This is a genomic window from Microcystis sp. M049S2, assembly GCF_020245625.1.
Taxonomy (GTDB): domain Bacteria; phylum Cyanobacteriota; class Cyanobacteriia; order Cyanobacteriales; family Microcystaceae; genus Microcystis; species Microcystis ichthyoblabe_A.
Window position 1 is genome coordinate 18,348 of sequence record NZ_JADBUN010000079.1, and the last position, 14,665, is coordinate 33,012.

Here is a 14,665-nt window from a genome sequence, read left to right on the forward strand (position 1 = left end):
AATAGTGATGGTTAATTATGACTAGCAATTAATATTCCCTATCTGAACAACAAAATTAATAAATAGAGACGTACCGTAGATAGTACGTCTCGACGCTCTCAAAGTTTTACAGTTCTTTCAACTTCGATCGCAATTCCTCTAATTCTGCATCCACTACCGAATCCCTGACGGTGATTGCTTGGGGTAAAGTGGGTTGACTAGAAGTTGTGCTGGGGGGTAATGCTCCGCCAGACATTTGTGCTTTCAGCATTGCTAATTCATCATCCACATCGCTACCCGCTTCTAGTGCAGCGAATTGATGTTCGATGCCAATGCCCTCCAATTCACCGTAAGCTTGACTACTGGCTTCTAACTCGATAACTTTTGCTTCCATGCGCTCAAAAGCACCCACGGAACTACTGGTATTGATACTGCCGAGGGTTTTTTGGAGTTCTTCGTTAGCTTTTGCGGCTCTGGAGCGAGCTACTAACATATTTTTCTTGGTTTTTGCCTCAGAAATCTTACTTTCGAGCGCGATCAAGTTTTTTCTCAGACTATCTACCTGTACCGTTTGCTGATCCAGTTGATTTTTGAGAATGGCGGCGGTTTCCGTGCAATCTTTCTTGCGTTTAAGAGCTTCCCTGGCGAGATTTTCATCCCCTTTAGCAAGGGCTAATTTGGCTCTTTGTTCCCATTTATTGGCTTCTGACTGGTCTTTGCTGTATTTTTGTTCCGTTTGTCGTTGTTCGGCGATCGCTCTAGCGACCGCTTGACGTACCTGTACTAGATCCTCTTGCATCTCACTGACAGCTTGCTCCAGCATTTTTTCTGGATCTTCAGCCTTGCTCACCATATCATTGAGGTTAGCTCGGACAACTCGGCTAAGGCGATCGAATAAACCCATGACGCTCTTGTTCCTCTCGGTGTGTACTAAATCAGTTAACTGTTCTTAAAATTTCCTATCTTGCCTAACGGCTTATTCTCTAATATAAACCACGAGAGCTAGGATAGGCGATAGGAGTCAAGAGTCAGGAGACAGCTTTTTTCTCCCCACACCCTACACCCCACACCCCACACCCCACACCCCACTTCCCACATCACCCATCCAAGTTTTCTTGTTTTAACTTGAGTAATTCCGCTTCAATTTGTTTTTGTCCCTCTAAATCTTGGAATTGTCGCTCTAAGGGGTCTTTATACTGGATTAAATCGGCTTGGGATTCGGCTTCTAGGACTTTTGCTTCTAATTTCTCAAAAATAGTCCCCATCTGACTGCTGTTCAAACTGCCCATAATTTCTTGGGCTTTTTGACTGGCGCTCGCTGATCGCAATCTGGCCACATAAAGGCTTTTTTGCGCTTTCATCTCAGCATATTTGCGTTCAATTGTCAAGAGTTCTTTCTTTAATTTTTGTATAATAGCCGTTTGTTGTTGCAGGGAGTTTTGTAGGGGGACGATCTGACTCTGATAGGTTTGCCATTGGCTGAGAGCTTGGCGGGCGAGTTCTTCGTTACCGTGATGTAGGGCTAATTGGGCGCGTTCATGCCAAGTTTGGGCCGCTTTTTCCTGTTGTTGTCGTTGGCGCTCGGTACGTTTCTGGGTAGCGACGGCTGCCGCCAAGGCTTGTCGCATTTGTATCAATTCCCCTTCCATCTCCAAGATCGCCTTTTCCAGCAGTTTTTCTGGATCTTGATTTTCCTGAATCAGACTATTGACTTGGGCGCGAATTGCTTGGCCCATGCGATCTAACAAACCCATTGCCGTCCTCCCGATACCAACCCTAGTAGTTTACCGAAGTGCCGCTCCTATCAATAATGATAGAACTAGGGACGGGGGACTGGGGGGGATCGGCTGTTTCTGAAGGTGCCAGACTACTGGGAGAAGGGGCTACTTGTAATTCTGGCGGTAACTGTTTCATTAACTCCGCCGCATCCTGTCGGTTTTGATCGGCCAGACGACGGGCTTTTTCCCGTTGAAAAAAGGGTAAATTAGCGGGTGATTCTTCCCTTTGGCGCAATTCCTCTAACATTCGTTCGTTAATGATCGCAGTCGAAGGGGCGGGGGTGACTTGGGGCGGTGGTGGCGGTGGTGCCGAAACTAGGGAAGATACGGGCGGGGTAGCGGGATCCGGGGGGGCGACGGGTAAAGATTGCTCGATCTTACTGACGGGTAATTGATGGGCCGGCATCAGGGAGGGCGGCGGATTCGGGGGTAAGAGGGCATTAGTCAGATTTCTAGCGCTGGGGGGAGGCTGAACCACCGGTGGGGCGGGAATGTTAGCGATCGGTCTAGTTTTAACGGGAGGAGCGGGAATATTAGCGATCAGACTGGTTTGAGGCGTTTTCTCTACTGGACGAGCGATCGCTATCAATCGATCAAGGTGGCGGGAGTTATTTTGGTGCGGCTCCCGGGGGGAATTCTCAGCTTTCCTCGGGGTGGGGGTGGTGCTGGTTAACCATTGATTGAGAGTGAGGAGACTATTAGCAATTAAAAAGATCACCATTGCCCGGATACCCCAAGGGGTAAAAAAGATATCTTTAGCTGGGGGATAGACGTTAATGACAGCAGCTTCTAGGTATTCTGGTTCCTGAGCGGGATCGATGGCTGAACTGGGTTGATGGACGATCGAGAGAGGCAAATCTTGGGAGGATGGGGATCGATCGGATTTCATGAGGGTATTAAAGGTTATGCTGAAAAGTTAGCGGGTTTTTTCGTCCTAGTCTAACGTGGTATTCCCCAGATTTTCCCTATGTCTTTACATTCTCTTGACAAGATTTTGGCGGTTATCACTCAACGGGCGGGTTGGGAAGAATATCGCCAGTATGATCAAGTGCTGCAATTATGGCCGAAAATTATTAATCCCCGTCTGCTGGAGCAAACCCGGCCTTTTTCCCTCAATCGCGGGGTTTTATCGGTGGCTACCAGTAGCGCCGCTTTAGCCCAGGAATTGTCTTTACAACGCTATGGCTTATTAAAACGGCTTAATAGTGAGTTAGAGACTCCCCTGAGCGATATCCGCTTTTCTGCCGCCCGTTGGCAGCAGGATAGTCAGTTAATTCCTCCAGAAGCGATCGCACCTAAATCCCTGAGAGATCATCCTAGTTATGTCACCCCGGAAAAACCGCCAGAAAATCCCCAGCAACCGGACGGTTTAGAGAGTTGGAGCCAGAAAATACGTCATAGAACCCGGTCCTGGCCGATTTGTCCTCGTTGTCAGTCTCCCAGTCCCTCCGGAGAGCTTGAGCGTTGGCAATGTTGTGCTTTTTGTTTTGCCCAGTCGGGCGGGGCAAAAGATTCAATTTCTTAATAGTCTTGTGGAAAGAGTGGTTTTGAGTCGGGAATCAATTGGCCGATCTTTTCTGTCTTAATTGAACCTGTATTCATCAATTCTATTCGGCTAAGGCTTGATCCCCGCTTTGTTATCGCCGATACCAGAGCCGATAACCTCGGCCACAACTGAGTTGAACTCCTCTGTTTTGAGACAGTGCTGCTTTTTGCAAAGTAACTATTAAAAGATTCTAAAAACAAAATTTTTTTTGGGGATCACTAAAAACTATATGGCGTATCAGTCCTAGCTATGCTAGTCAGGAAAATACCCTTGGCACAGGGTAGGACAATATTACACAGAGCGAAAAGAGAGTCATCCCTTGAGTTCTTTATAATCATCTTCCTTTTAAAGCCAAACCATGCAAGCCGCAAACTTTCTTACTTCTTCCTGTCGATACTGCCGATACTATCAAACCCAAGGTCGGCGCGGTGGCACTTGTCAACAACTAGATGTTCCCGTCGAAGCTCATTGGAAAGCCTGTGCTCTAGCGATGCCTCCTTTTGGCACTGAATGGCAACAACTCAATCGGGTGGTTAGTTTAGAACAGTCTCTAGAATTAACCTGTACAGTCTCGCCTACTCCCGTGGTGGTTTCCCCTAGTCGTCATGCTCCCCGACAACCGATCGCGGTTTAGAAGCTCTGGGCCTAAACAGGAGCAAAAAATTGGCGTTGCCCATTAAAAATATGAATTCACCCTCCCACATCTTTTCGGGTGCTATTTTTGAGATAATAGATGAGTTGATTGCTAAGATAAAGCTGGGAAAAGCAGAATTGCTGTAGAAAGTATTGAGGAGTTGAGAGTTGGGGTTTTAGGGTTTTGGGGTATTAGTTGAAATTCCCCTATCTCGCCACGCCCCACACCCCATACCCCACACCCCGCACCTCACACCCCACTTCCCGATAATTAATGTCGCCAGAATGCCCCTGATGACTTCTCATCGTCCCTTAAAAATTGGTATAGTTGGCACAGGGTTCGCCGCTCAACGTCGTGCTGAAAGCTTGCAAGCCGACGATCGCGCCCAGCTTCTGTATTTTAGTGGTAATAGTCCCGAATCGATCGCTAATTTCTCGCAAAAGTACCAAATTTCTGCCCTAGATTCGGCAGTAAGCCTGGCCAGCCATCCCGATCTCGATCTGATTGTCATTGCCAACGTTAATCAGGCCCATGCCTCGATCGCCCGTACTGCCTTAAAATCTGGCAAGCACGTTATCGTCGAGTATCCTCTGGCTTTTCACCCGGCAGCGGCAGCAGAATTAATCACCCTAGCCGAAACCGAGAACAAATTACTGCACGTCGAACATATTGAACTTTTGGGGGGACTGCATCAAACCCAACAGCAGTATTTAGCCAGCCTCGGCAATATCCACCTAGCCCGTTATACCACGATCGTCCCCGGCAGACCAGCACTCCGGCGCTGGACATTTCATCGGGATTTATTCGGTTTTCCTTTGATCGCTGCCCTTTCTCGTATCCATCGCTTTACTAATTTATTTGGGGAAGTGGAGTCCGTATCCTGTCATTGTCGTTATTGGAATGCTCCAGAATCCGATTATTTTCTAGCCTGTTTGTGTGAGGCGCAGTTATTATTTAAAAATGGCTTAATTGCTGAAGTTACCTACGGCAAAGGCGAAGTTTTTTGGCAAAATGAGCGAACTTTCACTATTCATGGGGAGGGGGGCAGCTTAATTTTTGAAGGGGAAAAAGGGCAGTTAATTAATAGTGAAGGTAGCCAAGCTTTAGAAGTGGAAACCCGTCGCGGTCTTTTTGCCAAAGATACCGCTATGGTGCTAGATTATCTGTTCGATCGGGTTCCTCTTTATGTTACTCCTCAAGCCAGTCTTTATGCCCTAGAAGTAGCCTATGCTGCCTATCAATCTTCTTTGTCGGGAAAAACAGTTTTTCTCGGGGCTAATTAAACCGAATTAGACTTTTTGAATTAACTTTCTGCCTAGTAAACCCTGGGGACGAACTAACAACATAATGAAGAGAATAGCAAAAGCGATCGCCTCTCGATAACCGGAATATTCTGCGGGAACAAAAGCTTCGGCAATACCCAATAATAAACCACCGATAACCGCTCCGGGTATACTTCCCAATCCCCCTAAAACAATCACTCCTAAACCTTTTAATCCGAAAGCAATACCGAAATAGGGGCCAGCGATACTAACACTAGAACCGACTAAAGTTCCTGCTAAACCTGCCAAGGCACCACTAATAAAAAAGGTAATCACGATAAATTTTTCGGGATTGATCCCCAACAAACTGGCAGTGGTGACATCTTCAGCTACCGCTTGTAAAGCTTTGCCCATTTTGGTGAAATTAACCCAATAAGTCAGTAAAGCTACCATCACTGCTGAAACCAGAAAAATAATAATCTGAATTGTGCGAATTGCCACGGGGCGATCAGCTGTACCGAAATTAATTGCGGGGGGAAGATTGCCATAAATACCATCGGGAAAAGTATAAATTTCTGCCCCGAATAAGTATTGAATGACATTGACAATCACCACGGCTGCCCCTAGGCTAGAAACCAGAGTTAAGAGAGAATCGGAACCCCGTACCCGGAGGGGTTTAAAGGCCAATCTTTCCAGAAGAACCGAGGTGAAACCGGAAAGGATACAGCCTAACAAAAGTGCTAAAAAAAAGGGTAAGGAAAAGGGTAATTTGGCATTAGCTAATAAACCATTAAAACCGAAAACTCCCCCCGCTAGAGCGTAGGTAAAATAGGCACCGAGGGTAAAAATTGCGCCATGGGCAAAATTGATAATCCCTAAAATGGAAAAAATCAAAGTGTAACCGAGGGCAAAAATAGCATAGACACTACCGATCGATAAACCGTTTAAAACCTGTTGAAAAATCGTTACTAGATCCATTGTCAGGGTTAGCTAGGGTAACTTTTGATTATAACTGACGGTCGCCACCACATCCGGTAAAGGACGCTGCAGTTTATATAACCAGAATAAACCGAAAATACCGATAGCGATCGCTCCTAAACTAATTATTTGCGCCATTTTTAGAAGCCCAAACATTAAACTATCGGTGCGTAGCCCCTCGATCCAGAATCTACCTAGACTGTAGGCGATAAAATAGACTAGGGTAAGGGTGCCAATTTTTAATTTACTAGGGTGTTTTAAACCCCAGAAAAATAGATAGATGAGTAGGGCAAAAACTGCCAGATTCCAGAGAGATTCGTAGAGAAAGGTGGGATGAAAATAATCGACGGTGATATATTTTAAAGGACGACTAGCCGGAGGAATAAACAACCGCCAGGGTAAATTAGTCGGACTGCCAAAAGCTTCCGAATTAAAAAAGTTCCCCCAACGTCCGATCGCTTGACCGAGAATAACTGAAGGTGCGACTAGATCGAGTAATTGCCAAAGAGAAACCCGATTAATGCGAGCAAAGATTAGGGCTGCCAGCAAACCCCCGATAATTGCCCCGTGAATGGCGATACCTCCCTTCCAAATGGCGATAATATCGGCAGGATTTCGCGCATATTCTTGCCACTGAAAGAGAACATAGTACAGACGGGCTGCAGGTATGGCCCCCACTACTAACCAAATGGCCAAATCAGCGATTAAATCGGGATTGATCGCTCTTTTTTGGGCGAGGTACTGGGAGAGGGTGACACCCAATAATACCGCCATAGCAATCAGAAATCCATACCAGCGCACCGAAATCGGTCCGATCTCCCAGAGGACGGGGCCAGGAGACTGAAAGACAAAACCTAAGAGCATAAAATTATTAAGAATAAAAAATTTTATCTTTCCTATAGTATCTTATGCTATGATGGAATACGATGACATGTTTGCGGATGTGGCGGAATTGGTAGACGCGCTAGATTTAGGTTCTAGTATCTTTTCGATGTGTGGGTTCGAGTCCCTCCATCCGCATTAACCTTCGGGTCGATGAAGTGTAACCTGATTTGGCGTTGACGAGCGACGACCCAAAAGGGAAACTTGTTGATTTCCATTTTTGAGCCTCCGACTCAGGAAAGAGGAGATCTCTCTGGTTAGCAAATTCAGGCATTTTGTCCCACCAATAAGGTTTCTTTCAGTTCAAAAACTCTTTGGTTTGTATTTTTTCCTTTTGACGGCTGACTCGGAAATGCTGACTCAACCAGAGGTTTTTAAATTTTTTACAGGAAGTCTAATATCATTTTGCACAAGTAATGACAGACTTAGTTGGTCATTAAACCTCTTGCATAATTAATTTTTGATGGTTCAAAAATGAGAAAAATAGGCATAAAATTGCATAAAATCACTAAATAAAGCATTTAATTGATTATTATTTATTCTTAATTCTCCTGACTACTGACTCCTAACCCTCACAACAATTTTTGATTTTTGCAAGAGGTCTATTCTAAGGCGCAATTACGCTCTGAGAGAAGAATTGGGCTTGCAGATGTCAGTCACGACTATTGAAATTGGTATAACGTCCCTTAAATGAGTTACACCAAATAAGTGACCTAGATCGTGTGACTGGTAAGAGCGAGAGGAACAATCTATCCTAAACAGTAATAGAGAGCTAGATAGCAGAATACTCCTTAGCAAAATCCCGCCCTAGCTCTTGATCTCAAACCAAGTGAAATACGAGAAGACAGACAAGGTTAGGTCAGACCTAATTCTGTCGAAATTGTTCTTAATTTTATCGACATTTTAGCGACTACTTGCGCTCAGGAAGGTACTTATATGGATCAGCCTTTTGAAAGTGATGTTATGGAGGATTTAGCCGCTAATTCCTCCTTTGGCGATGAGGGAGCCTTCGATGCTTGGGACGGGATGGAAGGCGAAGGTTTTGAAGGATTTGAGGCCGAAGATAGTTTTGGCGAAGAACAATTAGGATTGGAAGATCTGGGAGGAGAGGGCTTTCTGGGAGGAGATGAATACGAGGCAGAATTAGGGGAAGATTTCGGCGATGATTACTTCATCGATAGCGGAGCCAATGATTGGGATGCCCTAGAAGAGGCCGTTGCCGATGCCCTAGACGCAGAAGACAGCGACGAATTTTTCCGACAATTATTAGGAGGAATTAGCCGGGTGGCGGGGGCGGCCCGTCGGGGAGCCACCACTGCCGGCCGGGTAGCCCGGGGGGTGGGACGGGCAGCCCAAACTGCCGGACGAGTAGCTGGACAGGTGCAGCGAGTGGCGGGCTAAGTGCAGCGAGTGGCGGGACGTGCCGGACGGGCTGCCAATCCCTTGGCCAGCATTTTGGGACAAATAGCACCACTGCTGCAACAGTATGCCGCCCAGGGCTTTGATGAATTGGATGCCCTAGAAGACTTAGCTGATTTATTTGCCGATGAGGAGCTAGATGAGGCTTTACCCGTAATAGCTGGCATAGCAGCCCGCACTATGGTTAGACCGGTGCTGCGCCGTGCCGCCCTTAGTAGCCCTCTCCGTCGTCAGATCGTTCACAGTACCACCCAAGTGGCTCGAAATCTAGTGCGCCGTCAGGGACCAGCTGCCCTGCGAGCTTTGCCGAGAATAGCTCAGAGTGTCGGACAAACCGCCGCTCGTCGTCGTTTATCCCCCAGTCGCTTACCGCAAGCTATCCGACAAACCGGGGCGAGAGTGGCGGCGCAACCCCGTTTAGTGGGGCAGTTATCCCGTCCCGCCCCGGGGATGAGAAGAACTTCTGTTCGCCCCGGTCCTGGTCGCGGTGGTCTGCCCCAGCGCCTAAGACTACAGGGACCCGTGGAAATTATGATCACGCGCCTATAGCTATTTCTGCCCTTGCAATTAGGAGAGAAAAATCATGTACCAAGCCTTTGAAACCGATGTCATGGATGACTTGTTTTACGATCAAGTGGAAGGCCCTGCCCAACGGGGCAACCATTACAATAGCTACGATGCCGGGGATGAATTCGGGGAATACGATCTGGCCGAAGCCGATGATGATGCCTTTATCGGTGGTTTAATCCGCAGTGGTCAGGGATTTGACGAGATGGAAGACTGGGGAGAACAGGGCTACGATTCCGATTTCGATGCCCTGGAGGATGCCCTGGCCGATGCCTTGGCGGAGGAGGACACGGACGAGTTTTTCCGACGCTTGGGACGCATCGCTCGCAGCGTGGGACGCAGAGTCGGACAAGTTGCTAGAGGGGTGGGCCGGGGAATTGGTTCCGTGGCCCGCGTGGTCGCACCGATCGCCAGTATGATTCCCCTACCGCAAGCGCAATTAATCGGACGTATTGCCAACGTGGCCGGAAGACTTTTGGCTGATGAGGCCGATGAGTTTGAGGCTTTGGAGGACTTATTTGACTTGGCCGAGACCGAAGATGCGATCGATGCGGCCGCTCCCTTTGTTTCCGCCGTTGCCCTGCGGACCGCGATGCCCAATATCTCGCGACTACCGCGGCAAACTCGCCGGCAATTGGTCAGTAGTGTTAGCCAAGCTACACGCACCCTCGCCCATCGTCAGGGTCCAGCCGCCGCTAGAGCCGTGCCTCGCATTGTCCGGGGGGTTAGTCGTACCGTTTCCCAAAGAGGTTTACCCGCCCGGTCCGTGGCCCCTGCCGTGCGTCGTGCCGCCGCCCGAGTCGCCCAAAGTCCCAGCACCGTGCGCCGTTTAGCCCGTCCGCTCACGACCACATCTGGCCCGAGTCCGCATCGCCCCGGCCGGCAATCGATGCCCGGGGGGCGACCTTGCCCTACCTGTGGCCGCAGCCATAGCTATCGTCTGCGCGGACCGGTAACTATTCGCATTCAAGGCAGTTAGGCAACCAACCGCAATGGGGGCAGTATGGGAACGAGAGCTTTTCTACACAATAAAATTTTAGATCTAACGGCGCGAGCGCGTCGTCTAGTCAGGGTAAATTATGCTTCCGTGGGGATTCGCCCCCAAGATTTACCCTACGCTCCCTCTCCCGACCATTTTCGGGCAGCTAATCAACGTCTGGCTAAGATTGATCGGCAAATTCAGCGTCGTCTTCAGCATCTACAAGCGACGTGGAACGAATCACCGGTAGAGCGAGTTTTAATCGATATAGCACTGGTAGAACGGGAAATTGACCGCGCTCGCCGTAGTTTTGGCCTATTTTTTGAAATTTTTAGTCAAAGGGGTTCCTCTTTTGCCGCCGCTCTCGCCGCCCATGATCTGATCGCGATCGATTGTTATCGGGCTGTTCGCGAGTCCTCCCCGGGATTATTTCGCGCACCGATGCTCAAACCCTTGTGTTATATGGAACACGGTTTCTCGCCTGCTACCATGCGTCGTGGAGTTTTGCTGACTCGTCTTTTGGGAGAACCTAATCCCTTCCCGATTATCCGCATTCCTTGGGATCGAGATAATCCTTGGCAACCGGTCTTTATCCACGAAGTAGCCCATAATCTGCAAGCGGATCTGGGTATCTGGCAGGAAAATCGTCAAGCAGTGATCCGTCGCATTCTCGGCACCAGTGGCGACCCCAGTATTACTCGCATCTACGGACGCTGGCATAAGGAAGTTTTTGCCGATTTAGCGGCGATTTTATTAGCTGGTCCGGCCGCAGCTTGGGGAATGGCACTTTTTCTGGCTCATCCCGCTCCCCGTACCCTTACCTATCGTCCCGGAGGAGCGCACCCGACGGCATATCTGAGAATTTTGATCTTAGCGGAAATGTTGCGACGGATGGGATTTGATCAAGAAGGCGATCGCTTACGGCGCGTCTGGCAGCAAATCTATAACCCTAATCGTTTTCACCGTCTGCCGGCACGTCTGTTAACCACCTCGGAATTATTGATTCCCCATCTGGTGGATGAAATTGCCTATCAAACCCGTCGCAATCTCGCCCAACAGGCCCTGGCCGATATTATTCCTTTTTCTGAAGATGATGAAAGGGCGATTCAAGCCGGTGCTAGACAATTAGTCCAAGGAGGGGTTCCCCCCGATTTACCGCCGCGATTTCTGGTCAGCGCCGCTAGTTATGCCCTCGCTACTGGTCAAATTCCCGCCCGTCAGTTAGCCAATCGGGTTATTAACCATCTTACCTCCCCTATTCCCCCAACTTTATCCAGTTTTAAAGAAATACAAGCCGCTTTGCTCTGAAAACTTAGGAATATAGGGGATAACTGATCACTGAAAAAACCCCAACACCTTTTTTCCTTGCCCTGATAAATTATGAACACTTCATCTGGCAATCCGTTTAATTATAGTAGTGCCATGGCCAAAAATAATGGCCTAATGCCGAACAGTAGTTCTCGTATGGCGTTGGATAATCTTCTGCGGCGAGAATTAAAAGTCAGCGATCCCAATGATGCCAAACAAATAGCAGAGGCATTACTGAACCGTTATAAAAACAATCCTAGAGCATTAGCCATCAACAAGGAGGCGGAAGGGGTTCCCTTTCTTTTGACTTCTAGTGCACCGATGCCCCTGCAGCAAGCCCCCACATCCTCCGATGCAGAAATGCAGCAAGCGATCGATGATGTCAACCGTGATTTACAAGAATTAACAACTAATGCAATTCTCAAAGATCTAGCCTCGGAATTGGCGGGCTGGGCTATGGCGATCCGTTCTGCCATGCAAGAGGGCTTTAATTCGGCTCGTTTTGCTCTGGACTCCCACTATCGAGATAAAACCTTCGGAATTCGTCGTAATTTAGGGGAATACGCCCGTCTCTCCCGTTTGGTTGGGGCTTTGAGTTCCCCGGTGGTTAATATCAATTACCGCAATTTAGCCCAGAGTCTCGATGAAGTTACTTCCGTCCTCTTGGTGATGATGGGTGAAGCTTTAGCTAATGTCGGTTTTAACCGAAGTCGTTACCTCTTGCAAGTTCCCTACAGTGAATTGCAGGGACGACGAGATTCAGTGATTTATGCCTTGCGTAACTTTATTGGTTCAACCCAAATCGCCTACGCTGCCAATGAGTGGCCCAGGGGTGTTGATGCTTATCGGCAATTATACTCTTTTCTCGATAATCAGGGACAGAATGATCTTCGCTCCCTCTTGGTGGAAAATGAACTCTCCCGGGTGATGGATTCCCTGATTCATCGTGCTAGTCAGGGTAATGTGGAAGGGTTGCGTCATTTGGGTGCGACAGCTCAGTTAGATGTGCAACGTTTACGTCGATTAGTCTTGATTGGCAAGAATTTGCAAGAAGTCATGGCGGTTAATCCTGCTTCTCCTCCCCTCGATGCTTTTTTACAGGCACTTCAGTTATTTATCGATGGATTTGAAGGCTCTGGCGGTTTTCGCCTCTTACGTTTAGCACGACCACCGATTTTATTCTATGGATTGTACGGCTCCTCTGCTAATGAAGAAACCAGTGAAAATCAATTGGTAGAATTGGCTTTTCAGCGCAATCGACTGGCAGAATTGTTGGATTGCTGGTTACAGTGTGGTTGTACTAGCGAGCGCTTAAAGTGTCAGATTATTTTCGATAAAATTCTCTATGATGTGGACCGGGCGATCGATTTTTATGCTTTGGGAACCGCAGAAAATCGCGAACCAGAATATCGATCTTTAGCTTATAGTTATCTGATTGATGTGGTGATTAATCACGATGATAACGATGATAATGATGCTTGTCTTCCCCCAGACTCCACAGATAATCTGGTCAGCCGTATCCGGACAACACTCACCAATATTCGCAACCTTCTGTATGGTACTGTTTTCCCTCCTCATTTTGATGATGCGTTAGATCCTATTCCTTCAAATGAGAAAAATATCAGAAAGCTAGTCGAGCAGGAATTACGCATTCAGGGAGACATGGAAAGTCATTGGCTCGATCTGGTCCAAACTATGGCTCCAGCTTGTCTAACTTTTGGCAATGGTAATAGTAATGGGAGCATATTTAATATTATGGCTAGGCTCATTCAACAAGCTTTAAATCGAGCTTTATCTCTAGAGCCAGGTAACGATAGCAATCTCAGCCTCCGCATCAATACCTCGACTCTGTTTAATACACCACCTCAATACGAATTGAGTTTGCGAGCCGAGGCAGATGCTTCTGCGGATATTAGTGAGTATCTCGAAACTATTGCCGATAGTTTGACTGTTGATACTGGTGACAGACCCAATGACATAGAGCAATAGATGATGATAATAGCGAGCAATTTTGGCAGTAATCAAAGAGGTTCGAGTATGAACAATGTGACAACAACAATAGCAACCCAACTAGCTGAACTTAATGAGCATTTGGTGGCAATAATCGACTGTCTTCCCTGTGGTGACGGAGGTGAGGATAGTTGTTCGGAAGAAATAGCTAAAATCCGGGAAGAATTGGTTGCAACAATAAGGAGATCGGTAGGAGAAATAGAGAATCAATTAGTGGGTATAGAAACAAGAGTTAAAAGACTAGAGGAATCGGTTATTTCTGGCGATTTTATCAAGAGAAATGCTTTAATTAATGAAGTTCTTCTCAGCTTAAAAGAAGAAGATCGTCTTACCGTAGAAAAGTTATATGACTTGGCTTTTGCTGAAAGTAAACCTGGCATTTTGTATGAAAAATTGCCTCCAGATACCGACCAAGTCAAACATCGAGAAACTTTAAATAAGTGTCGGCAAGCTCAAGCTCTCCCTCCTCGCCCATAACAGCTAGATGGAGAAGAGGCCATTAAATAAAGGAATCTAACCATGACCTACAACACCACAGAAACCATTCAACGCTTGTGGGCGACCTTTTTGAGAGATCAATTAGGAGCAATGCCACCGGAAGAGCGCAAACAGTACGAACAGCAACTGGAAGACCGTTTCGGTGAACTACTCAAGGGGGCTGCCGACGGTTCCAGTAGTCCCGATAGTTTCCTCGATTTAATCGGATTTAGACCCAAAGGACCGATTCCCTTCGAGAACGTTTCCTATCCCTATATCCAGCCCGATTTTGATGATTCCGTCGTTCCTAGCCAACTGCACGCCGCCGCCGAACTGTACTATATTTACCAACACGAACGGATGAAAGTTTTTCAAGTCATCCAAGTGCTGCAGCGTCTGTTTAGAGAGGGACGGATGCGGATTCAACGGGGACCGGGGGCGCGAGGTCTATATTTACTTGACAAATGGAAACCCTTGCGCTATACGATCCGCGACCGGATGATGGCCTATCGTCGCGCCTTTAACTACGGTAATGCCCAACCAGCTTCGGGGGCGATCGTTAACCGCAATTTTCATCGGCAATTAGTCGGGTTTATGGTGGCCGTTGCCCAATATTTCCGAGATTTATTGATCGGGGAAGTAATTCGCGGTGGCACTCTCATTGAACAGCGACCCTTTGGCAGTATTGTAAAGTTTTGTAAAAAGTATATGCAAATGACTGCAAACAACTGCTAATATGGTTAGTGCAAGTTTACATTGCAGTTCACATGAAACTATCAGATTATGCTAAGAAAAAAGGGATCAGTTATGACACTGCTTGGAGAATGTGGAATCGAGGGCAGTTAC

15 protein-coding genes, 1 tRNA gene and 1 pseudogene are annotated in these 14,665 nt (G+C 47.5%); 12 read left to right on the top strand and 5 right to left on the bottom strand.

Features of this window, described 5'->3' with window-relative positions; translation table 11 throughout:
• Positions 1-106: 106 nt before the first annotated feature.
• The 3 genes from IM496_RS06725 to IM496_RS06735 form a co-directional block, all read right to left on the bottom strand.
• The gene (locus tag IM496_RS06725) at positions 107-883 is read right to left on the bottom strand and encodes a PspA/IM30 family protein (protein ID WP_287661599.1); all 777 of its coding nucleotides are present in this window, start codon (positions 881-883) and stop codon (positions 107-109) included.
• Between the two features lie 193 nt (positions 884-1,076).
• Positions 1,077-1,733 carry a PspA/IM30 family protein gene (locus IM496_RS06730; protein WP_194018462.1) on the bottom strand — a complete coding sequence of 219 codons (657 nt, stop codon included), beginning with the start codon at positions 1,731-1,733 and terminating at the stop codon, positions 1,077-1,079.
• Between the two features lie 22 nt (positions 1,734-1,755).
• A complete protein-coding gene (locus tag IM496_RS06735; protein ID WP_287661600.1) occupies positions 1,756-2,646 on the bottom strand; it encodes a hypothetical protein in 891 nt (296 codons plus the stop codon).
• A 78-nt stretch (positions 2,647-2,724) separates the two neighbouring features.
• On the opposite strand from IM496_RS06735, the gene IM496_RS06740 reads away from it, so the two are divergent.
• The 3 genes from IM496_RS06740 to IM496_RS06750 all read left to right on the top strand — a co-directional run bounded on the left by IM496_RS06740 (position 2,725) and on the right by IM496_RS06750 (position 5,220).
• Positions 2,725-3,282, top strand: coding sequence for a DciA family protein (locus IM496_RS06740; RefSeq protein ID WP_104396820.1), 558 nt, complete (start codon positions 2,725-2,727; stop codon positions 3,280-3,282).
• A 379-nt stretch (positions 3,283-3,661) separates the two neighbouring features.
• The gene (locus IM496_RS06745) at positions 3,662-3,937 is read left to right on the top strand and encodes a hypothetical protein (RefSeq protein WP_287661601.1); all 276 of its coding nucleotides are present in this window, start codon (positions 3,662-3,664) and stop codon (positions 3,935-3,937) included.
• A gap of 284 nt (positions 3,938-4,221) precedes the next feature.
• A complete protein-coding gene (locus IM496_RS06750; RefSeq protein WP_104396819.1) occupies positions 4,222-5,220 on the top strand; it encodes a Gfo/Idh/MocA family protein in 999 nt (332 codons plus the stop codon).
• 6 nt (positions 5,221-5,226) lie between these two features.
• Here the strand turns inward: IM496_RS06750 and IM496_RS06755 are convergent, their stop codons facing one another.
• Both IM496_RS06755 and lgt read right to left on the bottom strand, forming a co-directional pair.
• Entirely contained in the window at positions 5,227-6,177 is a 951-nt protein-coding gene (locus IM496_RS06755) for a branched-chain amino acid ABC transporter permease (protein WP_002757675.1), read from the bottom strand.
• Positions 6,178-6,189: 12 nt separating this feature from the next.
• Positions 6,190-7,041 (bottom strand): prolipoprotein diacylglyceryl transferase, encoded by an 852-nt coding sequence (lgt, locus tag IM496_RS06760; protein WP_287661602.1) that lies wholly within the window; start codon positions 7,039-7,041, stop codon positions 6,190-6,192.
• Positions 7,042-7,114: 73 nt separating this feature from the next.
• On the opposite strand from lgt, the gene IM496_RS06765 reads away from it, so the two are divergent.
• The 9 genes and pseudogenes from IM496_RS06765 to IM496_RS06805 form a co-directional block, all read left to right on the top strand.
• A tRNA-Leu gene (locus IM496_RS06765) sits at positions 7,115-7,197 on the top strand.
• A gap of 798 nt (positions 7,198-7,995) precedes the next feature.
• Positions 7,996-8,460: a hypothetical protein gene (locus IM496_RS06770; RefSeq protein ID WP_287661604.1), complete on the top strand. Its 465-nt coding sequence runs from the start codon at positions 7,996-7,998 to the stop codon at positions 8,458-8,460.
• The gene (locus IM496_RS06775) at positions 8,461-9,027 is read left to right on the top strand and encodes a hypothetical protein (protein ID WP_228009809.1); all 567 of its coding nucleotides are present in this window, start codon (positions 8,461-8,463) and stop codon (positions 9,025-9,027) included.
• A gap of 34 nt (positions 9,028-9,061) precedes the next feature.
• The gene (locus IM496_RS06780) at positions 9,062-10,024 is read left to right on the top strand and encodes a hypothetical protein (protein ID WP_194017682.1); all 963 of its coding nucleotides are present in this window, start codon (positions 9,062-9,064) and stop codon (positions 10,022-10,024) included.
• 24 nt (positions 10,025-10,048) lie between these two features.
• Complete coding sequence (locus IM496_RS06785; RefSeq protein WP_194017684.1) at positions 10,049-11,332, top strand: hypothetical protein; 1,284 nt, start codon at positions 10,049-10,051, stop codon at positions 11,330-11,332.
• Between the two features lie 72 nt (positions 11,333-11,404).
• On the top strand, positions 11,405-13,321 hold the full coding sequence (locus IM496_RS06790; protein ID WP_287661605.1) for a hypothetical protein: 1,917 nt from the start codon (positions 11,405-11,407) through the stop codon (positions 13,319-13,321).
• A complete protein-coding gene (locus tag IM496_RS06795) occupies positions 13,322-13,819 on the top strand; it encodes a hypothetical protein (protein ID WP_287661606.1) in 498 nt (165 codons plus the stop codon). It begins immediately after the preceding gene.
• 42 nt (positions 13,820-13,861) lie between these two features.
• On the top strand, positions 13,862-14,554 hold the full coding sequence (locus IM496_RS06800; protein WP_228009811.1) for a hypothetical protein: 693 nt from the start codon (positions 13,862-13,864) through the stop codon (positions 14,552-14,554).
• Positions 14,555-14,586: 32 nt separating this feature from the next.
• Positions 14,587-14,665, top strand: a pseudogene (locus IM496_RS06805) (IS607 family transposase); the annotation flags it as partial.

Excerpts from the sequence above, each read along its gene's own strand:
- IM496_RS06725 (WP_287661599.1), bottom strand. The coding sequence starts at position 883 with ATGGGTTTATTCGATCGCCTTAGCCGAGTTGTCCGAGCTAACCTCAAT.
- IM496_RS06730 (WP_194018462.1), bottom strand. The coding sequence starts at position 1,733 with ATGGGTTTGTTAGATCGCATGGGCCAAGCAATTCGCGCCCAAGTCAAT.
- IM496_RS06735 (WP_287661600.1), bottom strand. The coding sequence starts at position 2,646 with ATGAAATCCGATCGATCCCCATCCTCCCAAGATTTGCCTCTCTCGATC.
- IM496_RS06740 (WP_104396820.1), top strand. The coding sequence starts at position 2,725 with ATGTCTTTACATTCTCTTGACAAGATTTTGGCGGTTATCACTCAACGG.
- IM496_RS06745 (WP_287661601.1), top strand. The coding sequence starts at position 3,662 with ATGCAAGCCGCAAACTTTCTTACTTCTTCCTGTCGATACTGCCGATAC.
- IM496_RS06750 (WP_104396819.1), top strand. The coding sequence starts at position 4,222 with ATGCCCCTGATGACTTCTCATCGTCCCTTAAAAATTGGTATAGTTGGC.
- IM496_RS06755 (WP_002757675.1), bottom strand. The coding sequence starts at position 6,177 with ATGGATCTAGTAACGATTTTTCAACAGGTTTTAAACGGTTTATCGATC.
- lgt (WP_287661602.1), bottom strand. The coding sequence starts at position 7,041 with ATGCTCTTAGGTTTTGTCTTTCAGTCTCCTGGCCCCGTCCTCTGGGAG.
- IM496_RS06770 (WP_287661604.1), top strand. The coding sequence starts at position 7,996 with ATGGATCAGCCTTTTGAAAGTGATGTTATGGAGGATTTAGCCGCTAAT.
- IM496_RS06780 (WP_194017682.1), top strand. The coding sequence starts at position 9,062 with ATGTACCAAGCCTTTGAAACCGATGTCATGGATGACTTGTTTTACGAT.
- IM496_RS06785 (WP_194017684.1), top strand. The coding sequence starts at position 10,049 with ATGGGAACGAGAGCTTTTCTACACAATAAAATTTTAGATCTAACGGCG.
- IM496_RS06790 (WP_287661605.1), top strand. The coding sequence starts at position 11,405 with ATGAACACTTCATCTGGCAATCCGTTTAATTATAGTAGTGCCATGGCC.
- IM496_RS06795 (WP_287661606.1), top strand. The coding sequence starts at position 13,322 with ATGATGATAATAGCGAGCAATTTTGGCAGTAATCAAAGAGGTTCGAGT.
- IM496_RS06800 (WP_228009811.1), top strand. The coding sequence starts at position 13,862 with ATGACCTACAACACCACAGAAACCATTCAACGCTTGTGGGCGACCTTT.